25 protein-coding genes are annotated in these 24,289 nt (G+C 69.8%); 19 read left to right on the forward strand and 6 right to left on the reverse strand.

Features of this window, described 5'->3' with window-relative positions; translation table 11 throughout:
• The first annotated feature begins 67 nt into the window (after positions 1 to 67).
• The 5 genes from DP939_RS27820 to DP939_RS45560 all read left to right on the forward strand — a co-directional run bounded on the left by DP939_RS27820 (position 68) and on the right by DP939_RS45560 (position 3,562).
• Positions 68 to 1,135: a DUF6348 family protein gene (locus DP939_RS27820; RefSeq protein ID WP_113983742.1), complete on the forward strand. Its 1,068-nt coding sequence runs from the start codon at positions 68 to 70 to the stop codon at positions 1,133 to 1,135.
• Positions 1,136 to 1,229: 94 nt separating this feature from the next.
• Positions 1,230 to 1,796, forward strand: coding sequence for a hypothetical protein (locus tag DP939_RS27825; protein ID WP_113983743.1), 567 nt, complete (start codon positions 1,230 to 1,232; stop codon positions 1,794 to 1,796).
• Positions 1,797 to 1,837: 41 nt separating this feature from the next.
• Entirely contained in the window at positions 1,838 to 2,371 is a 534-nt protein-coding gene (locus DP939_RS27830) for an SMI1/KNR4 family protein (protein ID WP_113983744.1), read from the forward strand.
• A 55-nt stretch (positions 2,372 to 2,426) separates the two neighbouring features.
• The gene (locus tag DP939_RS27835; protein ID WP_158578710.1) at positions 2,427 to 2,930 is read left to right on the forward strand and encodes an RNA polymerase sigma factor; all 504 of its coding nucleotides are present in this window, start codon (positions 2,427 to 2,429) and stop codon (positions 2,928 to 2,930) included.
• Complete coding sequence (locus tag DP939_RS45560) at positions 2,927 to 3,562, forward strand: permease-like cell division protein FtsX (protein ID WP_147268171.1); 636 nt, start codon at positions 2,927 to 2,929, stop codon at positions 3,560 to 3,562. Before DP939_RS27835 ends, DP939_RS45560 begins: the two co-directional genes overlap by 4 nt.
• Here DP939_RS45560 and DP939_RS27845 read toward each other — a convergent pair.
• Positions 3,552 to 4,481, reverse strand: coding sequence for an NADP-dependent oxidoreductase (locus tag DP939_RS27845; protein WP_113983747.1), 930 nt, complete (start codon positions 4,479 to 4,481; stop codon positions 3,552 to 3,554). The two genes, DP939_RS45560 and DP939_RS27845, sit on opposite strands and share 11 nt — an antisense overlap.
• 114 nt (positions 4,482 to 4,595) lie before the next feature.
• Between DP939_RS27845 and DP939_RS27850 the strand changes: the two genes are divergently transcribed.
• The 4 genes from DP939_RS27850 to DP939_RS27865 are packed head-to-tail and all read left to right on the forward strand — an operon-like array spanning position 4,596 to position 8,761.
• A complete protein-coding gene (locus DP939_RS27850; protein ID WP_113983748.1) occupies positions 4,596 to 5,387 on the forward strand; it encodes an AraC family transcriptional regulator in 792 nt (263 codons plus the stop codon).
• Between the two features lie 53 nt (positions 5,388 to 5,440).
• The gene (locus DP939_RS27855; RefSeq protein WP_113983749.1) at positions 5,441 to 7,036 is read left to right on the forward strand and encodes an AMP-binding protein; all 1,596 of its coding nucleotides are present in this window, start codon (positions 5,441 to 5,443) and stop codon (positions 7,034 to 7,036) included.
• 31 nt (positions 7,037 to 7,067) lie between these two features.
• Entirely contained in the window at positions 7,068 to 7,952 is an 885-nt protein-coding gene (locus DP939_RS27860) for an amidohydrolase family protein (protein WP_158578711.1), read from the forward strand.
• Positions 7,952 to 8,761 carry an SDR family oxidoreductase gene (locus DP939_RS27865; protein WP_113983751.1) on the forward strand — a complete coding sequence of 270 codons (810 nt, stop codon included), beginning with the start codon at positions 7,952 to 7,954 and terminating at the stop codon, positions 8,759 to 8,761. Before DP939_RS27860 ends, DP939_RS27865 begins: the two co-directional genes overlap by 1 nt.
• On the opposite strand, the gene DP939_RS27870 is transcribed toward DP939_RS27865, so the two are convergent.
• Both DP939_RS27870 and DP939_RS27875 read right to left on the reverse strand, forming a co-directional pair.
• Complete coding sequence (locus DP939_RS27870) at positions 8,762 to 9,418, reverse strand: response regulator transcription factor (RefSeq protein WP_113983752.1); 657 nt, start codon at positions 9,416 to 9,418, stop codon at positions 8,762 to 8,764.
• Positions 9,415 to 10,524, reverse strand: a complete 1,110-nt coding sequence (locus DP939_RS27875; RefSeq protein WP_113983753.1) for a sensor histidine kinase — start codon at positions 10,522 to 10,524, stop codon at positions 9,415 to 9,417. Before DP939_RS27875 ends, DP939_RS27870 begins: the two co-directional genes overlap by 4 nt.
• Before the next feature lie 128 nt (positions 10,525 to 10,652).
• Between DP939_RS27875 and DP939_RS27880 the strand changes: the two genes are divergently transcribed.
• Positions 10,653 to 12,161 (forward strand): DUF1349 domain-containing protein, encoded by a 1,509-nt coding sequence (locus DP939_RS27880; protein WP_113983754.1) that lies wholly within the window; start codon positions 10,653 to 10,655, stop codon positions 12,159 to 12,161.
• 234 nt (positions 12,162 to 12,395) lie between these two features.
• Here DP939_RS27880 and DP939_RS27890 read toward each other — a convergent pair whose 3' ends face one another.
• Entirely contained in the window at positions 12,396 to 12,962 is a 567-nt protein-coding gene (locus DP939_RS27890; protein ID WP_113983755.1) for a TetR/AcrR family transcriptional regulator, read from the reverse strand.
• A gap of 192 nt (positions 12,963 to 13,154) precedes the next feature.
• On the opposite strand from DP939_RS27890, the gene DP939_RS27895 reads away from it, so the two are divergent.
• From DP939_RS27895 to DP939_RS46350, 4 genes are all read left to right on the forward strand, one after another.
• Positions 13,155 to 14,327, forward strand: a complete 1,173-nt coding sequence (locus DP939_RS27895; protein WP_199565452.1) for an MFS transporter — start codon at positions 13,155 to 13,157, stop codon at positions 14,325 to 14,327.
• Between the two features lie 44 nt (positions 14,328 to 14,371).
• Positions 14,372 to 15,172, forward strand: coding sequence for an alpha/beta fold hydrolase (locus tag DP939_RS27900; RefSeq protein ID WP_113983757.1), 801 nt, complete (start codon positions 14,372 to 14,374; stop codon positions 15,170 to 15,172).
• A 372-nt stretch (positions 15,173 to 15,544) separates the two neighbouring features.
• A complete protein-coding gene (locus DP939_RS27905; protein ID WP_113983758.1) occupies positions 15,545 to 16,159 on the forward strand; it encodes a DUF6461 domain-containing protein in 615 nt (204 codons plus the stop codon).
• 170 nt (positions 16,160 to 16,329) lie between these two features.
• Positions 16,330 to 16,611: a hypothetical protein gene (locus tag DP939_RS46350; protein WP_158578712.1), complete on the forward strand. Its 282-nt coding sequence runs from the start codon at positions 16,330 to 16,332 to the stop codon at positions 16,609 to 16,611.
• Positions 16,612 to 16,659: 48 nt separating this feature from the next.
• On the opposite strand, the gene DP939_RS27915 is transcribed toward DP939_RS46350, so the two are convergent.
• Positions 16,660 to 17,574, reverse strand: coding sequence for an SMP-30/gluconolactonase/LRE family protein (locus tag DP939_RS27915; RefSeq protein ID WP_113983834.1), 915 nt, complete (start codon positions 17,572 to 17,574; stop codon positions 16,660 to 16,662).
• Between the two features lie 56 nt (positions 17,575 to 17,630).
• On the opposite strand from DP939_RS27915, the gene DP939_RS27920 reads away from it, so the two are divergent.
• Positions 17,631 to 18,062, forward strand: coding sequence for an Lrp/AsnC family transcriptional regulator (locus DP939_RS27920; RefSeq protein WP_113983760.1), 432 nt, complete (start codon positions 17,631 to 17,633; stop codon positions 18,060 to 18,062).
• Positions 18,063 to 18,585: 523 nt separating this feature from the next.
• Here the strand turns inward: DP939_RS27920 and DP939_RS27925 are convergent.
• The gene (locus DP939_RS27925; protein WP_113983761.1) at positions 18,586 to 19,368 is read right to left on the reverse strand and encodes an SDR family NAD(P)-dependent oxidoreductase; all 783 of its coding nucleotides are present in this window, start codon (positions 19,366 to 19,368) and stop codon (positions 18,586 to 18,588) included.
• On the opposite strand from DP939_RS27925, the gene DP939_RS27930 reads away from it, so the two are divergent.
• From DP939_RS27930 to DP939_RS27945, 4 genes are all read left to right on the forward strand, one after another.
• On the forward strand, positions 19,351 to 20,043 hold the full coding sequence (locus DP939_RS27930; RefSeq protein ID WP_225878539.1) for a TetR/AcrR family transcriptional regulator: 693 nt from the start codon (positions 19,351 to 19,353) through the stop codon (positions 20,041 to 20,043). The two genes, DP939_RS27925 and DP939_RS27930, sit on opposite strands and share 18 nt — an antisense overlap.
• A 245-nt stretch (positions 20,044 to 20,288) precedes the next feature.
• The gene (locus tag DP939_RS27935; protein ID WP_199565453.1) at positions 20,289 to 20,582 is read left to right on the forward strand and encodes a hypothetical protein; all 294 of its coding nucleotides are present in this window, start codon (positions 20,289 to 20,291) and stop codon (positions 20,580 to 20,582) included.
• Between the two features lie 60 nt (positions 20,583 to 20,642).
• Positions 20,643 to 21,506, forward strand: coding sequence for a hypothetical protein (locus DP939_RS27940; protein ID WP_113983763.1), 864 nt, complete (start codon positions 20,643 to 20,645; stop codon positions 21,504 to 21,506).
• Positions 21,500 to 24,196, forward strand: coding sequence for an outer membrane protein assembly factor BamB family protein (locus DP939_RS27945; RefSeq protein WP_113983764.1), 2,697 nt, complete (start codon positions 21,500 to 21,502; stop codon positions 24,194 to 24,196). Before DP939_RS27940 ends, DP939_RS27945 begins: the two co-directional genes overlap by 7 nt.
• The last annotated feature ends 93 nt before the right edge of the window (positions 24,197 to 24,289 follow it).

The raw sequence follows: 24,289 nt of genomic DNA on the forward strand, positions 1-24,289 counted from the left end.
ATTGACACTTGCCGTGTTCCCGTGGTTTCCACGCTCCCGGACGACCGCCTTGGATAGGGTTTGCGCCGTGGTCGAATCCGAGGACTTCGCCGCCGCCGTGGAAGTGGGGATCGCCGCCCTGTGCGCGGGCGAGGAGCCGCCGAGTGACGAGGAGACCTGGAATCGGCTGACCGGGGCCGGGGTCGAGCCCTGGCTGGCCGAGCGGCTGCTGATCTTCCTGCCGATGGCGTACATCCGGCGGCTGCTGCCCGGCGTCCTGTACCCGGAGACGCTGACCACCCCCGGCGGGCGGGTGAAACTCCTGGCCGAACCGGTGTTCACGGCGGCCCTGGACCGCGCGCAGCGGGCCGGACGTGCCGAGATCGAGCGGATCGCGCTGCGCGGCGCCGAGTTCGACGCGATCAACAACGCGCTGCACGCCGGGTCGGAGCTGTCGGACCTGACGCTCGGCGAGAGCAGCCTGGCGGGCGACCTGTCACCGGTGGGGGAAGGCGACGGCGGCGTGCCCTCGCCGCGGGCGGTGTTCGTCGAGCTTCTGCGGGCGCACGGCGTACCGCTCGACGGTGAGACGCGGGTCAGTGCCGAACTGTACGTCCACCCCGCCCCGGACGGCCTGGCGATGGCCCAGGTCGACTTCGCCGTCTCGCACCCGGCCCTGGCGCAGCCCTGGCTGGTGGAGAGCTTCGCCGGGCACGGCACCACCTGGCGCGAGGCGATCGGCCGCGCGGTGCGCATGTTCGAACTGGGCGCACTGCACCCCATCGCCGAGGGCCTGCTCCGCCCCGGCGCGGCCCCCGGCCAGGTCGAACGGCAGCGGTACGAGCACCCGGGCGGCCCGTTCGAGGTCGTACTGGGCCCCCAGATCAACCTGTTCACCGACTTGCAGGTGCCCCCGGCCGCCCCGCTGCTCGACCGCCTGCTCGACGCCTTGCGCGCCGAGCCGCTGACCCGTAAAGTCCACGGCCTGCGCCTGTTCGTCGCCTACCACGACGGCCTCCTGCAGACCAACGAGGTCCTGCTGGACAACGCCCCGTGGCCCACCGGCGAAACGATCGCCGCCCACGCCGACGCCCCGCTCCCGGACGGCAACGTCGCGATCCGGCTCTTCGCCTTGCTCGTCCCGCGCAGCTCGTAGTTGTGCGGATTTCGTCGTGATCGTGTGCATCCGGCGGCCCCGCTACGGCGGTGGCTGTCATGCTCTCGATGCCACCTCACGATGGGATCCGCCGATGTCTCGCCGCTCACTCGCGTTACTGGCCGCCTCCATCTGCACGGCCGGCCTCGCCGCCGTGATGTACTTCCACGATTTCGACCTCGTGCTCGTCAGTCAATACCTGGAGCACCCGTTCGCCCTCGGGGCGCTGGCCTGCGTGCTGCTCGCGGCGGCCGCTGTCGAACTGCCCTGGATGTGGCTACGCGTCCTGATCGGCGCCCTCGCGGGGCTCGGCCTGATGGCCGCGCTGTTCGTGGGATGGGTCTTCCTGACCTTCGGCGGCACCGAGGATGCCGGCTACATCAAGGGCCCGGGCCCGTACCGGATCCACCTCCAGCAGTCCATGGCGGGCCTCGGCCCGGACATGGTGACCTGGCTCAGCCTCCGCCGCGAGAACGGCCTGCTCACCAGGGAATGGGACCTCGGCTGCTTCAACGACGACGTCCCCGAGGACGCCTTCGACTCCGTCAAATGGACCGGCCCCAACACCCTCGAAATCCGCGTCACCGACGGCCGCACCTTCCCCATCCCCCTCGACCCCACCTCCGGCCGCCCCCAGACCACCACCTCCTTCAACTGCTGACCTCATGTGAATGTCGGCCCTGACGGATACGGTCGCCTGCCATGAGCACCCAGTACGGCTGGTCCGGTCACTTCTCCGTGAAGGGCATGGTCGCCCGTGAGCCTGAGCCCCCCGCGCCGGATCTGCCTCACGGCCTTCACCCCCCGGCCGACGAGCCGGAGGTCCGCCGGCTCGAAGACCGGCTGGGCATGGAGCTGCCGCCGAGTTATCGGCAGTTCCTCCTGTTCGCCAACGGCTGGGGCGACGAGAGGCACGGGTACACCCTGCTACCGGCCGCGAAGGTCGGCTGGCTCCGTGACCTTGAGCCCGACGTCGCCGGCATATGGTCGTCACCCGACGACGCGGTGCCCGACGAGCTCTACTTCGTCTACGGGCCGGAGCAGGACAGCATCCACATGAGAGGGGAGTACGTGCCCGACACCCTCCTGGTCGGCTACGGAGACGACGGCGAATTCCTCCTCAACCCGCACATCAAGACCCCTGACGGTGAATGGGAGGCATGGTTCCTCGCGCCCTGGCTGCCGGGCGCCAGTCGCCACAGATCGTTCTGGGACCTGGCGAAGAGCGGGTACTAGTCATGATTTCCAACCGGCAGCGGTGATCGAGGGGCCGCTGAGGTCATTACCAGACGTGGATGATTCCCAAGCGCGACTGACCGCGCTGTACGAGGAGCACTACCGCAGCGTGCTCGGCTACGCGCTGCTGCGTGCCGACCAGGAGGCGGCCGAGGACATCGCCAGCGAGACGTTCGTGATCGCGTGGCGGAAACTCGACCGCCTGCCCGAGCCGCCGCTGCCGTGGCTGCTGGGCGTGGCCCGCAATCTGGCACGTACGCAGCGCCGCACCACCGTACGCAGGCAGACCCTGCTCGCACGGCTCGCCGAGCTCGCCCCCGCAGGTGACGTGGCCGAGCAGGTGGCCGAGCGGGAGACGGCCCTGACGGCACTCGCGGAGCTGTCCGAACTCGACGCCGAGGCCCTGCTCCTGGCGAGCTGGTACGGCCTCACCCCGGCCCAGGCCGCGCGGATCGCGGGGTGCTCGGCGCACACGTTCACCGTACGGCTGCACCGCGCCCGGCGCCGCCTCACCGATGCCCTCGACCTCGCCCGGCCCACGTTCCTGGAGCAGTCATGAACGACCTCAACAGCCTGATCACCTCCCTGCGCCCCGACACTGAGGACGCCTACCAGCGCCGCCGCGACGCCGACCTCGCCCGCGTCTTCGCCACCCCCCGCCGGCGCGCTCTGTCCTTCCGGCTGCGACTCCTGGCCGCCGCCGCACCGGTCGCGCTCGCCGGCATCGTGGCCGCGTACGTCCTGGCGCCCAACGCCGCCCCGCCACCGGCAGGCAGTATCAGTGCGTCGGCCCTACGCCAGTACGCCCTGATGAGTTCAGAAGGGCCGGGAATCAGTATCGCTCTCTGCAGGCAGGATGACCCGCTCGGCTCGTGCGGAGGAACGACGACCGGACCGGCGGGCGGCGGCACGGCGATCACCGAACAACAGAAGGCGGACCTCTACCGAACCCTGCGTGATCTACCAGGGGTCGAAAGCGTCACCTTCCAGGACCGGGCCACCGCTTACGCCAAAGTCCGCGAGGACTACAAGGAATCCAATGACTTGGACCTTTTTCAGAAACTCAAGATGGCGGACATGGCCGAGTCGTTCACCGTCGTCATGGAGCCCGGCGCAGCCGAGACCCATGTGATCAGCAAAGTGCAGGACATGCCGGGAGTCGCCGTCATCGTCGTACCGCTCAGAGAGTAAGGACGATCTTGCCCTGGAGGTGACCGCGCTCGATCAGCCGGTGCGCGTCGGCGATGCGCTCGAACGGGAAGGTCTCCTGGACATGGACCCGGAGCCTGCCCTGTTCGACGAGTTCGACGAGGCGGCGCAGGGCGACCGGATCGGGATCGACCGCGACGCCGCTGAAGCGCATGCCGGCCGCCTCGAACCTGGCGGCGAGTTCGGTGTCCTCATCGGCGACCGCCGTCACGAGATGTCCTCCCGGGCGGAGCACCTTGAGCGAGCGCTCGGCGGTACTGCCGCCGAGCGTGTCGAGCACCACATCGATGTCGCCGACCACCTCGGTGAAGTCGGCCGTCGTGTAGTCGACGACCTCGTCGGCGCCAAGCCCCTCGACGAACTCCCGCTTGCTCCCGCTAGCGGTCGTGATCACGTACGCGCCGAGCGATTTCGCGATCTGGATCGCGACGTGGCCGACCCCGCCGCCACCGCCGTGGACCAGGACGCGGTCGCCCTCGGTCACCCCGGCGAGGTCGACGAGGCCCTGCCACGCGGTCAGCCCGACGATCGGCAGCGCCGCCGCCTCGACGTGCGAAAGTGACGCCGGCTTGCGCACCAGGTGCAGTGCCGGGGCCGCCACGACCTCGGCGTACGCGCCGGCCGCCCGCGGGAACAGCGGCATCCCGAACACCTCGTCGCCGGGCCTGAACCGCCACGTCTGCGGCACCGCCTCGACCACGCCGCTGATGTCCCAGCCGAGGACGAAGGGCGGCGGGCCGAGCAGCGGGAACTCACCGGCGCGCAGGCGCGGTTCCAGGGGGTTCAGCCCGATCGCCTTTACCCGGACGAGGACTTCGGTCGGAAGGGCCCGGGGCTCGGGCACCTCCACGATGGTGAGGACCTCTGGGCCGCCGAACGTGTACTGGGTTATGGCTCGCATGACTCTCCGCTGGGACATATCTCAACGATGAAGGCCCGCAACGCGGGCGTACCACCGGTATCGCGCCAGGATTCTCCGACAACCCGCCACAGTCGGGGGTTAGGGTGGGTGCCCATGACCGGACCTGTCCAGGAGCCGGTGTTCTGGACCGACGACTCCTCGGTCTGCGAGCCCCTGCCCCACGGCGCGGACATCGCCCCGCACTTCCACGACTTCGGCCAGCTCAGGTACGCCGCCTCCGGAGCACTGGTCACCGTTACCCAGGTCGGCACATGGGTGGCGCCCGCGAACCGCATCACCTGGATGCCCCCTTTCCAGGTGCACAGCGGTCGCTCGTACGGCGCGACCGATGTCCGGTTACTCCATATTCCGGCGGCACTGGCCGAGCGGTTGCCGGCCGAGCCCTCGGTGTTCGCGGCCAGCGCGCTGCTGCGCGAGGCGTACCTGGCGCTGGTCACCGACCAGGACCCGGCCGACGGCCCGCGCGCCCGGCTGCTGCTCCAGGTCGTCGTCACCGAGCTGGCCCGCGCCCCGCAGGAGGCACTGCGCCTCCCCGAGCCGGCCGACACCCGCCTCAAGGCGGTCACCGACCTGCTGCACGCCGACCCGGCCAGCCCGGCGACACTGGCGGAGCTGGGCCACAGGACCGGCTCCAGCGAACGCACCCTCAGCCGTCTCTTCAGCGGCGAGCTCTCGATGAGCTTCCATCAGTGGCGCACGCTGCTGCGCGTCCAGCGCGCACTGATCGAACTCTGCGAAGGCACCTCGGTCACCGACACGGCGATACGACTGGGCTGGGCGAACCCGAGCAGCTTCATCGAAGCGTTCACCGACCTCGTCGGCCAGACCCCCGGCCGCTACCGCTCCATGGCGCACGCGGCCCGCGACGTGGCGGGTAACCGGTAATCACTGGCGGAACATCGGTGGCACGCCCGTCGGGCAACACGCATCGTTGAGGCATGTCTCAGCCCGTCAACGTGCAGCGACCTTCCGCTCCGGCAACTGCCACAACGGCCTCCTCCGGAGTGACGCTGGGCGACCTGATCATGGCGGCCCTCACCCGGCACGGCTCGTCCGAGGCCTTCGTCGCCGGTGATCGGCGACTGACCTACGCTCAGGTCCGAGGTCTCGTCGCGCAGTACATGACCGCGCTGGCCCGCCGCGGGGTGGGGCTCGGAGCGGGTGTCACGATGCTCAGCCCGAACATGCCCGAGTCGTGGATCGTCCAGGCCGCGACGTACCTCCTGGGCGGGCGCTTCACCGGCCTTCAGGCCCTGGCCTCGGTCGAGGACCACATCGTCGTCTGCGACGACGCGGAGGCCGCGGTGCTGGTGGTGACCGCGGCCCTGGAGGAGCACGGACGCCAGGTCCTCGCCGAGGTCGGCTCGCTCAGGCACCTGATGGTGATCCCGGCCGCGGGCGGCCTGCCCGAGGGCGAGTCCCACGGGGCCCGGCCTCTCGACGCCGGTCCGGCCACCGAGACGGACGTCGCATGGCTGCAGTACACCGGCGGGACGACCGGGAGGCCCAAGGGCGTGATGCAGCCGCATCGGTCGATGGTGCAGATGGTCTACGCGCACATGGCCGACTTCGAGCAGCCGCGCCTGCCGCGGTACCTGGCCTCGGCCCCGCTCACCCACGCCGCCGGGCTCGGCGTCATCCCCACGTTGCTCCGTGGCGGCACCGTCGTGATCGAGCAGGGCTTCGACCCCGGCCGGTTCCTCGACATCGTCGAGGCCGAGCGCATCAACTGCGTCAGCGGGCTCCCGACGATGATCTACGCGCTGCTGGACCATGAGCGTCCGGAGACGAGAGACCTGTCCAGTCTTGAGGTGATCTGGTACGCCACCGGGCCGATGTCTCCGGTGCGGCTGGCCGAGGCTTGCGAGCGTATCGGCCCGGTCTTCGCCCAGATATACGGACAGACGGAGTCGACCGGCATCGGGACGGTCCTGCCCAAGGCCGCGCACGAGACCGCGAACCTGGAACGGCTCGCCTCCTGCGGCCGTCCCGTGCTCGGGAACCGCATCAGGCTGATCGACGACGACGGCCATGACGTTCCCCTGGGCGAGGTGGGCGAGATCGCCATGCGGAACCGCGGGGTCATGCTCGGCTACAGGAACCTCCCCGAGGAGACGGCGGCGGCGCTCAAGGACGGCTGGCTGCACACGGGAGACATGGCCCGCCAGGACGACGAAGGTCTCCTGTACATCATCGACCGCAAGAAGGACATGATCATCTCCGGGGGCTTCAACATCTACGCGAGCGAGGTCGAGACCGCTCTGACCAGGCACCCTTCGGTCGGCTCGGCGGCCGTCATCGGCGTGCCCGACCAGAGGTGGGGCGAGCGGGTCACCGCGTTCGTGGTCGGGCGCGCCGGGCGGGCGATCGACGTCCCCGCCCTGCAGTCCTTCGTGAAGCAGGTCAAAGGCTCGATGTACGTGCCCAAGGAGATCGTGGTCGTGGACTCGCTTCCCCAGACGGCGGTCGGAAAGGTCGACAAGAAAGCGCTACGCGCACCTTATTGGGGCGACTCACCGCGCAATGTCCACTGATCCGGCAACCATTCTCGAAAGGTACTCAACGTTGAGCACAGCGCCGCCCCGACTGATCGACTTCCATTCCCACTGGGGCACCGAGCGAGGCTGGAAGGGAAGCCCGTACGAGAGTGCCGAGGACCGAGCGGCCCTGCGGGATTACTTCAAGTGGGACATGACTTTCGTCAGTGACGAAGAGCAGGCGGCCCGCTTTCGCCGGGCCAACGCCAAGGTGATGCTCGACTTCGCGTACACCTACAAAATGGATGCCGGCGCGCTGCGGGACCAGCATGACTACGCGTTCGACTTCGCTCGCGCGCATCCCGACGTCGTGCTCGGCAACTGGATCGGCATCGATCCCACGCGGCCTGATCATGTCAAGGAGTTCGAGCGCTGCCTGAGCGAGGGCCCGGGGCTGGTCGGGCTGACGGTTCACTCGTTCACCCCGGCCGGCACACCGGACCAGCCCGGCTGGGAGACGTGCCTGAACCTGTGCGCCGAGGCCGGCCGCCCGGTTCTGGTCCATGTCGGCATGTCGGCCACCGGCGCCGGGACCCGTGGAGGCATGGGCATCACGCTGGAGGGCTGCCATCCCCGGTACGTCGACCGCATCGCGGCCGGACATCCCGAGCTGAACGTGATCGCGGCCCGGGTGGCGTGGCCCTGGCAGTCGGAGATGATCGCGGTCGCCCTCCACAAGGCGAACGTCTGGATGGAACTCCACGGCTGGTCTCCACGCCATTTCCCCGGCGAACTCAAGCGCGAGATCGGAAAGCGGCTCCGCAAGCGGGTGTTCTTCGGGGCCGACTATCCGATGCTCGGCCACGAGCGACTGGTGCGGGAATGGCGTGAGCAGGGCTTTTCACCAGATGTCCTCGATGACGTCTTCTCCGGCAATGCCGAATCATTCCTCGCGTCGATCGGAGTCGAGTGATGGACCTGGGACTGGCCGGGAAGGTGGCCATCGTCGGCGGCGGCAGCGACGGCCTGGGGTACGCGATCGCCGACCGCCTTCTGCGTGAAGGCGCCCTCGTCACGATCTTCGCGCGGCGAGCGGAGAAGATCGCAGCCGCCGCGGCACGACTCGCCGGCGAGTACGGCGCGGAACGGGTCCTCGGGCTCGCCGCCGACTGCTCGGTCGCCGCCGACATCGACCAGGTCACGGCCGCGACGCTGGAACGGTTCGGCCCGGCCGTCCACGTCCTGGTCACCAACGACGGCGGGCCGCCGATCCGCCGGATCTCGCAGCTCACCGACGATGTGTGGCTACAGGCGTTCGAACGCCACTTCTTCTACGTGGCCAGGTCCGTGCGCGCGACGCTGCCGCACATGACGGCCGAAGGCGGCGGCATCCTCAACGTCGTCTCGGGCGTCGTCCGGCGTCAGGCCGTCGGCATGGCCGCGCCCGCGACGGTGTGGTCGGCCGTGATCGGCTACGCCCAGACCCTCGCCCTGGAGGTCGGGCCGCACGACATCAACGTCAACACCCTGATGTCCGGGTACTTCGACACCCCGCTCATCGACAGAACGCTGGAGAGGCAACCGGAACTCTCCAAGGCCCGGCTGGGGAGCACGCTGCCGATGGGACGCATCGGGGACCCCCGCGAGTTCGCCGCCCTGGCCGGTGCGCTCGTGTCACCGCAGCTGAGGTTCGTGACCGGCGCGGTGATCCCGGTGGACGGCGGGGCCGGTATCGGGATGGGCGCGAGCTTCGATTCGCCGCCCGGCCCCTCAGCGGGGTGATCAGGCGATCCGGTACCCGACTCCGCGCACCGTCGCGATGGCCGGCGGGTCGCCGAGCTTGCGCCGCAGCCGGCCCACCGTGACCGTGACGGTGTTGGTGAAGGTGTCGGCGTTCTCATCCCATACCTGCTCAAGCAGGCTTTCGGCGCTCAGGAAGCCGGGGCTCGCCCGCAGCAGCGCGTCGAGTACGGCGAACTCCTTCACCGACAGGTCGAGCTGCCGCCCGTCGCGTACGGCGGTACGGCGTACCGGGTCCAGCATGATCCCGGCCACGTGCAGTACGCGGGGCCGCGCGTCCGGTTTGCGGCGGGCCAGTGCCCGGATGCGCAGGATCAGTTCCGGAAAGTGGAACGGCTTGGCGAGGTAGTCGTCCGCGCCCAGGGTCAGCCCGCTGACCCGGTCGCCGGGCGCACCGGCCGCGGTCAGCATCAGCACCATCGGCCGGTCCGCCCGACCGGTGATCATCTGGCACAGGGCGTCGCCGTGCAGGCGGGGCAGATCCCGGTCCAGCACCACCACGTCGTACGCGGTGAGGTCCAGCTTGGCGGCGGCGGCGAGCCCGTCGTACGCCAGGTCAACGGCCATCCCCTGGTCGCGCAGCCCTTCGGCGACGACCTCGGCGAGGGCGTCGTCGTCCTCCGCCACCAGGATCCTCATTTCCCCACCTTCGTGGCCTTTGTGCGCGGAAGGGTGACCGATACGCGCAGCCCGCCTTCCGGCCGGGCGAGCAGGGCGAGCCGGCCCCCGTGGGCGGCGGCCACGGCCGCCACGATCGACAGGCCCAGCCCCGAGGAGCCGGTACGTTCGCCGCCGAGCCGCTCGAACGGCTGGGCCAGCCGATCGACCTCCCGCTGGTCCAGGACGGCCCCGCCGGTCTCGACGACCAGCGCCGTGCCCTGCGCGTTCGCCCGCCCGGAGATCTCGATCCATCCGTCGCTCTCGTTGTGGGTCACGGCGTTGTCGACGATGTTGCCCACCAGCCGCGCCAGCAGCGCCGGGCTGCCCACGGTCACCGTTCCCGGCGGCACGTCGACCGTCACGCTCAACCCCTTCCGCCGCACGTCCGTGGACCTCTCCCGCAGCGCGGCCTCGATGAGGTCGCCCAGATCGACCGGCGCGGCGTCGGCCGGCGCGCCGTGCTGCGCCCGGGCCAGCACGAGGAACCCGTCGAGCAGACGATCCACCCGGTCGAGTTGGCGGCGCAGACGGGCCGCGAGCGCCACCGTCGAGGCGGCCGGGTCGGGCTTGGCGACCGCGACGTCCAGCGACGCGCGCATGGTCGCCAGCGGCGTACGCAGCTCATGGGACGCGTTGGCGACGAAGCGCCGCTGCGCGGTGAAGGACGCCTCCAGCCGTCCCAGCAGCTCGTCAATGGTGTCGGCGAGGTCCTTCACCTCGTCCGCCGGACCGGCGACGGCCAGCCGCCGCCCCAGGCTGTCGGCGGAGATGCGCCGCGTGACGGCCGTGATGAGCCGCAGCGGCCGCAGTACCCGCGCGGCCAGTACCCGGCCGAGCAGCAGCGAGACGACCGCCATCACGATCAGCGCCAGCGACGAGCCGACCAGCAGCTGGCGGGACTGCTGCGCGTGCACCGTGGCCAGTTGCTCCTCCAACTCCCGGACGCGCTGCTGCACGGCCGGGACGCCGGCCTGGCCGGGGGGATCGCCGGCCGGGACCACGTCACTCAGGCCGCCGCCGGAGAGCAGGAAGGCCAGCCCCAGCAGGCCGACGCCCGACAGGAGGAACACAACGGCGTACAACATCGTGAACCGTGCTCCCACGGTCCCACCACGCGGCCCGATCACGCTCCCAGCATGCCCTGGGGAACCTAACACCAGCGTGACAGCACCGGTTCGGGCCGTGTTACGCACCGATCCGTAGAACCGACGGCATGTCGGCCACCGAACTCCCCCGCCTCTTCTGCCTTCTCCGCCGGGAATGGACCGCGTTCCGCCGCCCGGGACGCCTGATCGCCCTGGCGGTCGCGGCCCTCACCGTCATCGTGCCGGGCCTGCTGTTCACGCTCAACACCCACTCGTCCTGCCCGGGCCCCTGCCCCGCCGTACCCGTCGCCGACGACGGCTCCACCGTCAGCGACAGGTTCTGGTTCCTGCATCGTGACCTGGGCCGCGAGGGCGGCATCACCGCCCGGATGACCTCGATGACCGGGACGATCACCTATCCCCCGCCCGAACACGATCAGATCGTGCAAGGGCTGGTGCCATGGGCGAAGGCCGGGATCATCATCAAGGACGGCACTCGGCAGGGCTCACCGTACGCGGCACTCATGATGACCGGGAGCCACGGCGTCCGCTTCCAGCACAACTACCGGCACGACGTCGCCGGCGGCCCCGGAGGCGTCTCGCCGCAGTCCCCCCGCTGGCTGCGCCTGACCCGCTCAGGCGACCTGATCACCGCATCCGAGTCCGCCGACGGCCGCCGGTGGCACACCGTCGCGACCGCGACACTCGCCGGGCTGCCCGACACCGTTCAGATCGGCCTCTTCGCCACCTCCCCGGGCGACCTCACCCTCCGCGAGATCGGCCTCGGCGGCGCGATCGAGGAGGTCCGCTTCACCCAGGCCGCCGGCGTCTTCGACAACGTCACCGTCACGGGCGGTACCACCGGCAAATGGGCCGGCGACTCGGTCGGGGACATGAACCACACCGACTGGGAGAAGTACCACAACGCCTCGGGAGCCGTGGAGAAGGACGGCGTGATCACGATCAGCGGCACCGGCGACATCGGCCCGCTGGCCGAGGAGGGTGCACGTACCGTCGAGAACACACTTCCCGGCCTCCCGCTCGCCCTGATCATCCTGGTCGTCGTAGCGGCCCGCCATGGCACCCGCACATCCCGCGAGCCTGCATCCCGGCAAGTGATCCTCACCCGCGCCCTCGTCGTCGCGGGAGCCACCTTCGTCACCGCCCTGATCGCGGTCGGCACCGCCCTCCCGGCAGGCATGGCGATCCTGAAGGCCAACGGCATCCTGCTGCCCCCGCTACCGCTGCCGACCGGCGCCCGCGTGATCCTCGGCCTCGCGACGGTTCTCGCCCTCTGCGCCGTCACCGCGTACGGACTCGGCGTACGCCTGCACCACCGCTGGTCAGCCCCCCTCGCCGCGGTCTCGCTGATCGCCCTCCCCTTCGCCGTCACCGCATTCCCCCTGCTCCCCGACACGGTCTCCGCCTGGCTGCTACGCCTCACCCCGGCCGCCGGCTTCGCGGTGAAGCAGACGTTGGTGGAGTATCCGCAGGTGACGGGACACTACGCCCCCTCTACCGGATACTTCCCCCTCCCGGGGTGGGCCGGGCTCACCGTGCTCTGCGCGTACGCGGCGATCAGCATGCTGATGCGCCCAGCACCATGGCGCGGCCGGCCGCCCCGTCCGCGAGGGTGACCAGTTGCCCGGCGAGCGCGGCGACCTGCCGTACCATCCACGGTTTCCGCTCGCGGGCGTAGGCGTGGACCATGCTGCCGGTCGGGGAATTCCGCCGCCGCGTCGATGAACGGGCACCCGCGCACCGGGGCCGCGTCCGCCGCCGCGGGCAGGTCGAAAAGCCGCATGATCCGCTCGCGCGGAGGAAGGTCCTCGCAGGTCAGCACGCCCTCCAGGGTGTCGCCCGGCATCCGGTCACCTCGGTAGCAGGTGTGACACGAGGGTACGTGCCCATTCGGGCGAAAGGGCCTGGTCGGTGAAGACGGCCCGGTAGTAGAGGGGGGCGAGCAGGGCCTCTATGGCGCGTTCGATGGTCGGAACCTGGTTGCCCCGCCCCTGCTCCCGTTCGATGATGGCTTCGAGCTGTCGCTGGCGCTCCATGCGGCACACGCCGGCGCCTTCCCCGCCCGTGCCGACGATGGCGCGTACCAGCGCGAGAGTGTCCGGGTCGCTGAGGTCCTTGGCGAGGTCGTACGCATAGCGTTCCAGGTCCTCGCGGAGGCTTCCGGTGTCGGGGACCACGACATCGCCGGAGAAGCGGCTGGTCGCGACGTCGGCGAGCAGTTCGCCGACGGAGCCCCAGCGGCGATAGACGGTCGTGGCGTGCACACCCGCGCGCGCGGCGATGACCGGGATCGTCAGCGCATCGCCGGCCTCGTCGGTGAGCAGTTCCTTGACCGCCTGGTGGACGGCTGCACGGACCCGGGCCGAGCGGCCTCCGGGCCGGCTGTCGGTGCGCGGCGGGGAGCTCTGAGCTGGCATGTCTCTATTATTGCATCGATCGCTGCTTTTAATTCGCAGTCATCGCTGCTTTTGTGGTACGTTCGCAACCACTAACGCAACGATCGCTGCGAGGCTCCAGTGTCTGTTGAATCTTCCGCTACCGCGTCCTCTGGCACCGCACCGCCCGCCGCTGGTCCGCACCGCCGGCCGTGGAGGGGCGCCTACTCGTCCGTGGGCGCCATCCTGGTGCTCTTCCTGGCCGCTTCCAGTGCGCCGTCCCCGATCTACGTGATCTACCAGCAGCAGTGGCGGTTCACCGCGTGGGTGCTGACCGTGGTCTTCGCTCTCTACGTGTTCGGCCTGCTGGCCTCGTTGCTCGTCGTGGGAGCGCTGTCGGATCACCTCGGCCGCCAGCCGGTGCTCGCCGCGGCGATCGGGCTGGAGGCGGTCTCGCTCGTGTTGTTCCTGGTCGCGGAGGACGTGTGGGTGCTGTCCGCCGCCCGGGTACTGCAGGGCATCGCGACCGGGGCGGCGACGACCACGCTGAGCGCCACCCTGGTCGATCTCGAACCACGGCAGGCCCGCGTCCGGGCGGGCGTGGTCACGTCGGTCGCGCCCTTGACCGGGCTGGCTCTGGGCGCAGTCGGCAGTGGTGTGCTGGTGGAGTTCGGTCCGGCGCCGACCCGGCTGGTCTACGCGCTGCTGCTCGCAGGCATGGTGCTGGCGGCGGTGGTCGTCGCCGTCCTGCCGGAGACGTCGCTGCGGCGGCCGGGAGCGCTGGCCTCCCTTCGCCCGCGGGTGGCGATGCCCGCACACCTGCGCGCCGACATCGTCCCGCTGGTGCCGGCGATGATCGCCACCTGGGCGCTGGCCGGCATGTACCTCTCCCTCGGCCCGTCGGTCGCCGCGGAGCTGCTGGGGCTGCACAGCCATCTCATCGGCGGTGTCGTCGTGACGTTGCTGGCGGGCACCGGAGCGTTCGCGGTCGCCCTGCTCCGCTCCCGTCCGGCGTCCTCGCTGTTGGCCCCCGGCGCGGCGATGCTCGGGCTCGGCACTTTGATCTCGCTCGCCGGGGTGGCGAACGAGATCGCCTGGCTCGCCGCGGCCGGCACCGTCGTCGCGGGCATCGGTTTCGGCGCGTCGGTACTGGCCACGTTCGGCACCTTCGCCAGGATCGCCAGACCACACGAACGCGGCGCGGTCTTCGCCCTGGCGAACGTCATCAACTATCTGGGCAACAGCGTGCCCGCCATCCTCGGCGGCATCGCCGTCACCGCCCTGGGGTTGAGGTCCGCCACCATGATCTACGCGCTGGCGATCGCGCTGATCACCTTCTCCGCCTTCATCCTGCGGCTGAACCAGCTACGGCTCCAGTCGCGCATGGCCACGGTCCCCTGCGACTGAGCTCCGACGAAGACATCCCTATAAATTTCGAAATGAGGACGAACATGACAACTACGCGCAGGATCAGGCAGAACCGGGAAGTCCAGCGCCCCGGCGGCACGACGATCCGCTACACGGCCAGCGGCCCGGCGGCAGGACCGACTCTGGCTCTCATCCATGGCTGGGCGTGCCACCGCGGCGACTTCGACGTGGTGACCGACCATCTGCCCGACGACCACCGCGTCCTGGCGATCGACCTCGCCGAGCATGGCGAGTCGCGGTCGGCGCGGGAGGTATGGACGATCGAGGAGTTCGCCCGTGACGTGGCCGCGGTGCTGGAGGCCGAGTCGGTGGACACGGTGGTCGTGGCCGGGCATTCCCTCGGCGGGGCGGTCGCCGTCGAGGTGGGCCGGCTGCTGCCCGACAGGGTCTCGCACGTGGTCGCGCTCGACGCCTTGCACTATCTGTCCCTGTTCCCGGCGATGAGCGAGGAGCAGGCCGCGGCGATGCTGCGCGTGTTCAGGGAGGACTTCGCCGCGGGGGTACGGGGCCTGGTGGAGGGAGGCTCACCGGCCGGGACCGACCCGGCTCTCAAGGACGCGTACTTCGAGAAGATGTCCGCCGTGCGCCAGCCCGCCGGACTGCGTTCCATCGAGGGCCTGATGCGCTGGGACATGGACGCGGCGCTGCGCGAGACGAAGCAGCCGATCACCGTGTTCGCGATCCGTGACCTCACCACGCAGGACGCGATCGACCGCTACGGTGACCGGCTCGACATCGTGCTCGTCGACCTGGGCAGCCACCACTTCCCGGTGGAGTCGCCGGAGGACACGGCGAAGCTCCTGGCCGGCGTGGCAGGCGAGTAGGGGCCGCCCAGAGGTACGCGGGGCCGGTGGCGAGGCATCCGCCCGGCCAAGCCTCGGCGCGGGAAGGGTCAAGCCGTGGTCCGTCGATGAGGCACGCCCCTTCCATCCCCATCCGCCACCCCCACCCGCAAGGCACTGCTGTACGGCACGAAAGGCCACTTCCGATCATGGGAAGTGGCCTTTGGCCTGAGTGGGGTGTTCACGAATTGGGTCGGCCTGCGGCATCGCGTGGTGCCGGCTGGGCTGTGCCGGCAGTCCAAACCTCATGAGTGGCCGCGCGGCGCAACATCGAGCAGGAACGTCGGTGTTCGCCGGTAGCGTGGCGTCCTCAGCGTCGAACACAGCCCATCACCGATCGAGCGGGGGCCATCTGTGACACGTGCCACAGCACAGGATTTCCTGTGGTGGGAGGATTTTCAAAGCAGCCTCGGCATCTCAGGGTTCTGCTTCACCCTTGTTGCCGGGCTGCAGCCCGCGGAGGTACTGCAACGCCTCGCGGTCAACCCGGACGAGCCCTTGCAGGCAGAGGGCTACATCGAGGTGGGCCCTGCCGAAGGCGGCTCGGTCATCGTCGAGCCTGCAGGCTACATGGGGATCATGCGTGACGCGGTTCGCCCCCTGTCGGCGGGCACTGTGCTGGCCAGCGTTCACAACAACATCGATCAGCACGCCAGGTTCATCTACGCTGCCGATGGCAAGGTGATCACTGGTCTCGACCCGATGTTCCCCGATGAGCCGCGCTGGGGTGCTGAACCGGATCGACTCCTGCCGGATCTGGAAGACCTTGGGCTGGCCGATGAGTTCGATGAGGATGAGGAATGGCAAGAGCCTGGTGAGCAATTCGTCGAGGCGGCGCTGGCGCTGGCCGAACGTTGTACTGGCATCCGGCTGACACCAGAGCAGGTGCGCGGCCCGCTGCCGTATGCAGCCTCCGTCGCACACCTGTATGAGGGGCGGGGCGGGCGGCCTCCCGCGCTGGCCTGCTGATCGCATCGGCGGCCATAGGGTGCGCACGGCGCCGGAGCCGGGTGAGGCGAAATCCTCAGGACGGGTGTGGCGATTTCGCCGCAGCAGCCGGTTGAGCTTGCCACTTCGCACGCTGAGGTTCGCGCATCTGTCTTCACCGGTGCCCCACGGCCATCTGGTGCATGCTCTCTATGACTGTTTGCGGTCGCACCCCTCACCCGGCGCTCGGCCTGGTCATCGACACCCTCCACAAGCGCATCGACGCGAACACGATCACCACTCTGCAGGGGTACGCTCCACTTGGCCTGCCCACCGGCGTCCTCGCCGTTGACCGTGCCTACACCGACCAGGCCGCCGATCACTTCACCTGGCCCGTTCACCTGGCCCGCCCGCGCCAAAGCCGCCGGCCCAGGCCACCGCCGGCCTGGACGACCAGACCATCCACACCCCGCCGGAGCGACTCACCCGGCTGATCGCGCCCCGCGAGTCCTAATGCCGCAATGCCCGGGAGTGAACGTGCCTCAGCGTACGGCCCACACCGGGCGCGCGCCCGTCACATTGGTCATCAGGGAGTAGAGCGAGGAGGAGGCCGCGATGAACAGGCGGTTGCGCTTGAGCCCGCCGAAGACCAGGTTCGCCGTGTACTCGGGCAGCCTGAGCCGGCCGATCAGCGTGCCGTCGGGGTCGTGGCAGAGCACCGCCCGACCGGCCGCGGCCCAGACGCGCCCGGTCTCGTCGAGCCGCAGGCCGTCGAATTTGTCCTGCTCGCCGCCCTCGGCGAACACCCGGCCGGCCCCGAGGGCGCCGTCCTCGCCCACCTCGAACACGCGGATGTGCCTGGCCCTGGTGTCGGCGACGTAGAGCAGCCGCTCGTCCAGGGAGAAGGCCAGGCCGTTGGGACGGACGAAGTCGTCGGCCACGATGCGCACCTCCCCCGTGACCGGGTCGGCGCGGTAGACGTGGCAGCCGTCGATCTCCTGCTCGGCGGCCACGCCTTCGTAGTTGCTGATGATCCCGTAGGGCGGGTCGGTGAACCAGATCGACCCGTCGGAGCGGACGACCACGTCGTTGGGGCTGTTGAGCCGCCTGCCCTGCCAGCGATCGGCGATCACCGTGATCGAGCCGTCGTGCTCGGTGCGGGTGACGCGGCGGTTGCCCTGCTCGCAGGAGATCAGCCGGCCCTCGCGGTCGATCGTGTTGCCGTTGGTGTAGCCGGACGGCTGACGGAACGGGCCCACGGCGCCCGTCATCTCGTCCCAGCGCAACATCCGCTCGTTGGGAATGTCGCTCCAGACCAGGAAGCGACCTGCGGGGAAGTAGACCGGGCCTTCCGCCCAGCGCGTGCCGGTGTGGAGGACCTCGACGCGATCGTCTCCGCTGATCACGGCGAACCGCTCGTCCAGCACCTCGAACTCCGTGGGAATCGTGTCCATCATACTGACCACCATACAAGGTTCGGCGATCCGCAGATATAGTGAGATATCATCCTACAGTGGATGAAATCGACAGGATGTTGATCAGCCTGCTCCAGGACGACGCGACGCGGTCGTACGCCGTGCTCGGCAAGGCGGTGGGGCTGTCCAGCGGGGCGGCGCACGAGCGGGTGCGCAAGCTACGTGAGCGCGGGGTGATCAGGCGCACCACGGTCGAGGTGGACCAGGCGGCGCTCGGGCGCGGAGTGACGGCGTACGTGCTGGTGGACGGGGAGTCATGGATGGGCGACAGCGGGGCCGCGCTGGCGGCGATCCCGGAGGTCGAGGAGGCGCACGTCATAGCGGGGCCCGCGTCGGTACTGCTGAAGGTCCGTACAGGCGGCACACGCGACCTCCAGGACGTGCTCCGCCGCGTCTTCCAGGTGGAGGGCGTCACCGGCACACGGACGATCGTCGTCCTCGACACCCTCGTCGACCGCGCCCTCAAGTAACCCTCAGGTATGACGAAAGTCGCCTGGAACAGCAAGGAACTGACGGCCGGGCAGCCGACGAACGCAGCGGCGGGCCATGTCGGCCCTGCACTTCCAGGGGCGTTCACGAGAACATCTAGCCTGCGGGGCGTCGGGGATGCCGCCTGAAGCACGCGCGCCTCGACCATTCGCCACTCACGGACCGGAGCAGGCCACCACCCAGACCTTCCCGGACACCTGCTCCGCAGCCCCCAAACCAGGACAAACCCGATTCGGAAACCCCTGACACGACAAGATCCCGCCCGATCTCGACGATCAGACGAGATCCCGCCAACTACAGTCCGGCCGTTTCAAGAACGGCCCTGGGTGGGGTGTTCACGAGTGCTCGTGACCTGCGATCACGAGCAGAGCTCGTTGATCGTTTCCCAGCTCGGACGTGATCGCTTCCCGGCCGGCACTCCGTCGCCCCGAGCGGCCTCGTCGTCGAAAACCTCAGAACCATGTGGCGGCACGTCGGCGGAGCATTGGCCCCATTCATCCGGTTTCACACCGTCTTGATCGCGCCGCCGTCCATGATGTGGTCGGCCCCGGAGGTGCTGCTTGCGAGCGGCGAGGCAAGGTAGGTAATGAGTGCCGCGACCTCCGCAGGTTCCGCGAGCCTGCCCGTGGTCATCCCCATGGCCGCCGGCAGCCCGGCCACGAGTTGCTCCCGCTCCATGCCCATGGAGGCGGCGAGTTCGGCGCCGTACCCATCAGGGGCCTCCCACATGGCGGTGCGGACCGGGCCGGGTGACACGGTGTTGACACGCACGCCGTGCGGCCCGAACTCCTCGGCCAGCGCCTTGCCGAGGGCGGTCAGCGCAGCTTTCGCGGTCGTGTACGGCACAGGCCCGGCATGTGGCATCCGTGCCCCGTTGGATGAAACGTTGACGATGACACCGCCTCGCCGCAGCAGGCTGGGCAGCGCGGCCCGCGTCGCCCGCACGGCCGCGAAGAGGTTGAGTTCGTAAATCTCCTGCCAAACGGCGTCGTCGAAGGAGAGGAATCCACCCACCGCCCCACCGTCACCCCCACCGACGTTGTTGACGAGCAGATCGATCTCGCCCAGCGCGGCCAGCGCGGCATCGATCAAGCTTTGCGGCCCCTCCGCTGCCGCCAGGTCCACCGGCACAGCGATCGCCCCGGTCTGCTCCAGCTCCGGCGTAATGGTGCGCGCTGCGGCGACCACCCGCATCCCCTCGCTCACCAGCGCCTTCACGGTCGCCAGCCCAATTCCCTTGCTTGCCCCGGTCACCACAGCGGTCTTGCCGTGCATCTGCAGGTCCATGCGGCTTCACCCCTTCGATGCATCATTGATGATGCGGCAACACTACAACTCGCATCATCCATGATGCAAGTAAGCGGCAAGGCGTTACTCCCATGTAATATTTTCAAGATGCAAGCAAGACCTCTTCGGGCGGATGCCGAGCGGACCGTCCGCGCGATCCTCGTGGGCGCGGAACGCGCCCTGAGCGCGGACCCGGCGGCCACGCTGGAACAGATCGCCGAAACTGCCGGCGTGGCCCGCACGACCGTGCACCGTCGCTTCGCCTCGCGTGCCATCCTTGTGGACGCGCTGACAGCCTGGGCCGCCGAACAATTCGCCGAAGCCGTGGACAGCGCCGTCTCCGACACCGCGCCCCCGCTGATCGTCCTGCACCGAGTAACCGCCAACGTGCTGCGGGTCAAGATCGGATGGGGGTATGCGATGAACCGTGCCGCCATCTCACCCGACCCCGAGGTCGCTCGCGTCCACGCCGAAGTACTGGCCACATGCAACCGGCTCCTCCAACGAGCGCAGTCAGAAGGGGTCCTCCGGGCCGATACCGACATCGAATGGGCGCGCCGCTGCTACTACGCCCTCATCCACGAGGTGACCCAGGGCGGCGGCACGACCGAGCCCGACATCGACCTCATGACCACACGCATCATCGACACCCTGCTCAACGGCCTGGGCGCATGACCCTGCGACCCGTCCCCCCGGACGGCACCTTCCGAGCGGTGCAAGTAGCCCTGCTCGACGATCCGGAGGGGGGCCGGCTGCGGCACGAGTTCCCAGGCCGGATGAAGCGTCCGCCTCGATGTGGTTGGCGTGGCAGTGGTTACGAGATCCGCAGGCGGTCCAGTTGAGGGTCGTAGCAGTGCAGACCGAGTTCGGTCGCGACTTGGACCGCGTACGCCGAGGCCTCGTCCGCACGGCGGTACACCATGGGCCTGCGGATCTCCTCCGCCTCCTACCTTGCCTTCGACTGCCTGCTCCACGACGGCCACGGCGCCCCCTACCTGCGCTACCGCAACACCAAGATGGAACGCGAGGCCGCTGTCCCTATGAATGAGGAACTCGAGGCCGACATCCACGCTCAGCAGCGCCGGGTGCTGGAGCGCTGGCCGGAGGGAATTTCGCACTTGCTCCCCCGGCCAGGGCAGACCACGCGGATTCCCGGCCGACGCGTGACCGCCTCTACTGATGAGGTGGCGGGTCCGTTTTGTGGTGATCGGTGAGCGCCGAGCGGGCATACTGATTACGGAACCCGCGCATCCACGCCCACCGGGAAGACTGCCATGGCCAGAAAACGCCGGGGTAAGGCACGGACGAAGGGCACGGCGAAGAAGGGCGGCGACCCGCCGCAGGAAGATGCCTCAGGCGGTGGCTGGAAAGCCGCGCGTACGTGGCTGGCGGGGATCGTCAGCGCCGTGCTCATCGCGGCGATCGGCGTGGTGTTCACCGCCTGGTACACGACCGGCGGGACCGACGCGGTCGACAGCCTCGGCGGCGCGCCGCCGTTGACGATCGGCCACGTGGACGTGGAGCAGGACGAGCGTCCGCTCGTACTGAGGGAGCCGGTGACCAACCCTCGGGACCGCGCGACGCTGCTGGGCAGGGCGGTGGGCGACGCTGAGATGGCGGACATGCTGGCCCGCCACCACGTCGCCACGATCGGGGACGCGAACATCACCGTCGTCCTGACGGGCAACCGCAGCAGCTTACGCATCATCAACGTCAGGCCGCGGGTGCACCTGCGCGCGCCGCCCGCTGACGGCGCCTACCTGTATCAGGGCACCGCCGGGGAGGCCGGCACGATCGAGCTCGTCGCCGACCTCGATCGGCGACCGATCCGCTTCACCACGAAGAAGAAGCCGGACACCGCGTACTTCACGAAAAAGCAGATCGATCTGAAGCGGGGCGAAAGGGTCACGCTCAGCCTGTCGGTCATCGGCAAGTCGGCCTACTACGAGTTCGATCTCGTGGCCACGGTGCTGGCCGGGGACCGGTCCGAGCAGGTCGTGATCAACGGGCCGGGAGGCGTACCGTTCCGGCTGACGGGCCACGCCGACTCCTACCGCAGCGCCTACAAGCTGGTAGAGACCGTCGGCTGGGTGCCGACCTCCACCGATCGGGCCTGCACGGCCGTGACGACATGCTGATCGCGCGGGCCGCCGCCGCCCTGCTGACAGCGGTGCTGCTGCTGGTGACGCCGTCCGCCGACGCCCCCGGTAGCGGCCCTGTGCCCGTCCAGTGGCGCGCAACATGGTCGGCGCCGGCGGATGCCGAGGCCGATGCCGAGTACCGAGACTACAAGATCCCGCTCTACGGCGCGTCCGCGCAGGCGCTGGCCATGGCCGCCGGTGAGAGCACGGTACGCATCCACGACGCCCGCACTGGTGCGCTGATCCGGACCTTCACGACCTCCGGCGCGACCGTGGACGGGGTGTGGGTGGCCGCCGGCACGGTCGTGGTGCTCACCACGAGCCAGAAAGGCGCTGGCCAGTTGCTCCGGGCGTACGACGTGCCTACGGGCGCGGCCTTGTGGCAACACGCTGTCACCTTCGCCGGCGAGCGGGACGAGTCCGGCGCCGACTCCTACAACGGGCCGCGGATCATGGTGACCGAGCGCGGCGTCGTGCTCGCCGAGCGGCGATCCGAACCCCTCACCCTCCTGTCCCTGGACCTGCGCTCGGGCAGTACCCTGGCGAGCACGGTGTACGAGCGGCACTGTGACCTGGTCGCCGGGGCGGGCTCCCGCTCGGTGCTGCTGCTCGACCACTGCGCGGGCAATCGGGTCCGACTCGCGTCCGTGGATCCGGCCACGCTGCGGCTTGCCTGGACACGTACACTGCCCTCGCCCCCGCACTCGTTCACCTTCCCAGACCCGGAGGAGGCCGACGATTGGCCCCGGCTCGATCTCACCGTCAGCGGCGACGGGTACGTCGAGGTCACCGTCGGCGACTACGCCGCGTTCCACGCGCCGGACGGCCGACGGCTGTCCACCCTCGAGGAGTCGCTGACCTCCGCCGGCCCGGTACGGGGCGGCCGGTGGATCGAGCCGATGTACGTCGGCGGTCTCCCCGCCGAGCGCGGCGACGGCGTGGAAGTGATCGTGAGCGAGTTGGCCAGGTGGCCGCTGCCGATGTTCCTGACCTCTCTCGACCCTGTCACGGGACGCCTGCGAGCGCTGCCACTCGACGCGCCCAGCGGGCAAGCCTCCCTTGTGGGGACGGCAGAGGACCTGGCGTTCGTGCAGTCCGGCGGGCACGTCACCGCCTACGCCCTGACGTACGGGGCCGCGACGGGGCGTGAGCTGTTCGGCGGCGTCGCGCGCGACGCCTGGCCGGACGCGTGCGGCCTGCTGTCCGCCGCCGACCTGCGCTCCCAGGCGGACGGCTACGTGCCCAGACCGGCAATGGGCTCTCTGCTCGGGTGGCCGCTGCCCAAGCCCGTCCAGTGCGACTGGATCCCGCCCGCGGACGACGCCCCCGTCATCTCCGTCTCGGTGGACTGGGTGGCACACTCCGACGCCGCCGCGCGGCGGATGTTCGCCGCGGAGACCACCAGGATCAAGCAGGGCTACGCCTATGACCCGGTGACGGAGGATCCTTACCTGCTGGACTATTTCTGGACCGTCCCCTCGGGCACCGGAACCGCGCCAGAGGCCGTCATCGGCGTGGGGCCCGTGATCGTCCGGCTGGCCTCCGTCTCCCGTCCTGCGCTCAGGCTCCTGGCTCCGGTGCTACGCGATAAGTTGCTGGCCCGCCACGGGCTGCCCCGGCCCACGCCCGTTCCCCTTCCCCAGGTGCACTGGAGCTTCCCCACCGACGGCGGGTTGCGGGACGCGCCCATGGTGACGGACGGCATCGTCTACGTCTCCGGCGGCGACCGGGTCTACGCCCTGGACGCCGCCTCCGGCCGGCCGCGCTGGGCCCGCACGATCGGTGAGCTGCTTCAGGTCGTCGATGGCCAGGTGTACGTCTCCGACACAGGCCGCCTCCACGTCTTGGACGCCCGCACGGGCGTTGCGAAATGGCAGTGGGACCAGTACGTGCTCCATGAGATCGAGGACTTGACCGTGGCGGAGGGACTCGCCGTCTTCTGCACCGGTGGGAGGGCCGTCGCGCTGGACGCGGCCTCCGGACGGCGGTTGTGGCGTACCGGCGAGCGCGGCTGCGGCCACCTCGCGATCGATGGCGGTGCCGTCTACGTCCACGAGGGAGACAGCACCGTGTCCGCGCTGGACGCCGCCACCGGCCACCGTCGGTGGAGCGCGCGCAGCGACGCGGCCGTGACCGCGGCGGGGAAGGTCGTCTACGTCGGCACCGGCAGCCGGGTCCGAGCGCTGGACGCCGCCTTTGGCGCGGAACGCTGGAGCGCCCCGATCGGCCACGGCCTCGATTCCGCACCAGAACTCATCGGCACCGCCCTCTATGCCAGAGACTCGGCGGGCACCCTGCACGCGCTCGACGCCCGTACCGGCAAGGAGCGGTGGACCTTCCCAGCCGGCGGCACCGACTCGGCCACCCGCGTGACCGTCTCCGGAAACCTCCTCTACCTGGCCGGACCCGGCGGCGTCCACGCCCTGGACACCGCCTCGGGCGCGCAACGGTGGAGCACACCGCTGGGAAGCGACGTCGTCTCCGGCCCGATCGCTCACGCGGGCATCGTGTACGCGGGAACCGACGACGCCGTTCACGCCCTGGACGGTGTGACGGGCACACCCAGGTGGCGAGTGAACACCGGCGAACCGGCGATCGGCCCCGTCGTCGGTGGCCTCATCTACGCGCATGACGACGGCAATGTGTACCCTCTCAGCCCCGCCTCTCCGCCGGGAGCCGGCGAATAGGTGAGAACGCTCGGAGAGCGGCAGGAGCCATCGCCTGCGAGATCGGGGGCGCCATGTCACATGTCAGCCGACGTTGCCGGTCTGTCGCCGGGG

Source organism: Spongiactinospora rosea (genome assembly GCF_003315795.1).
Classification (GTDB): Bacteria; Actinomycetota; Actinomycetes; order Streptosporangiales; family Streptosporangiaceae; genus Spongiactinospora; species Spongiactinospora rosea.

Bases quoted from the DNA above. Each gene is read 5' to 3' on its own strand.
- DP939_RS27825 (WP_113983743.1), top strand. From the start codon at position 1,230: ATGTCTCGCCGCTCACTCGCGTTACTGGCCGCCTCCATCTGCACGGCC.
- DP939_RS46350 (WP_158578712.1), top strand. From the start codon at position 16,330: ATGACTGTTTGCGGTCGCACCCCTCACCCGGCGCTCGGCCTGGTCATC.
- DP939_RS45560 (WP_147268171.1), top strand. From the start codon at position 2,927: ATGAACGACCTCAACAGCCTGATCACCTCCCTGCGCCCCGACACTGAG.
- DP939_RS27850 (WP_113983748.1), top strand. From the start codon at position 4,596: ATGACCGGACCTGTCCAGGAGCCGGTGTTCTGGACCGACGACTCCTCG.
- DP939_RS27845 (WP_113983747.1), bottom strand. From the start codon at position 4,481: ATGCGAGCCATAACCCAGTACACGTTCGGCGGCCCAGAGGTCCTCACC.
- DP939_RS27855 (WP_113983749.1), top strand. From the start codon at position 5,441: ATGTCTCAGCCCGTCAACGTGCAGCGACCTTCCGCTCCGGCAACTGCC.
- DP939_RS27915 (WP_113983834.1), bottom strand. From the start codon at position 17,574: ATGATGGACACGATTCCCACGGAGTTCGAGGTGCTGGACGAGCGGTTC.
- DP939_RS27875 (WP_113983753.1), bottom strand. From the start codon at position 10,524: ATGTTGTACGCCGTTGTGTTCCTCCTGTCGGGCGTCGGCCTGCTGGGG.
- DP939_RS27935 (WP_199565453.1), top strand. From the start codon at position 20,289: ATGGGCCTGCGGATCTCCTCCGCCTCCTACCTTGCCTTCGACTGCCTG.
- DP939_RS27865 (WP_113983751.1), top strand. From the start codon at position 7,952: ATGGACCTGGGACTGGCCGGGAAGGTGGCCATCGTCGGCGGCGGCAGC.
- DP939_RS27870 (WP_113983752.1), bottom strand. From the start codon at position 9,418: ATGAGGATCCTGGTGGCGGAGGACGACGACGCCCTCGCCGAGGTCGTC.
- DP939_RS27890 (WP_113983755.1), bottom strand. From the start codon at position 12,962: ATGCCAGCTCAGAGCTCCCCGCCGCGCACCGACAGCCGGCCCGGAGGC.
- DP939_RS27830 (WP_113983744.1), top strand. From the start codon at position 1,838: ATGAGCACCCAGTACGGCTGGTCCGGTCACTTCTCCGTGAAGGGCATG.
- DP939_RS27880 (WP_113983754.1), top strand. From the start codon at position 10,653: ATGTCGGCCACCGAACTCCCCCGCCTCTTCTGCCTTCTCCGCCGGGAA.
- DP939_RS27925 (WP_113983761.1), bottom strand. From the start codon at position 19,368: ATGGACCTGCAGATGCACGGCAAGACCGCTGTGGTGACCGGGGCAAGC.
- DP939_RS27945 (WP_113983764.1), top strand. From the start codon at position 21,500: ATGCTGATCGCGCGGGCCGCCGCCGCCCTGCTGACAGCGGTGCTGCTG.
- DP939_RS27940 (WP_113983763.1), top strand. From the start codon at position 20,643: ATGGCCAGAAAACGCCGGGGTAAGGCACGGACGAAGGGCACGGCGAAG.
- DP939_RS27900 (WP_113983757.1), top strand. From the start codon at position 14,372: ATGACAACTACGCGCAGGATCAGGCAGAACCGGGAAGTCCAGCGCCCC.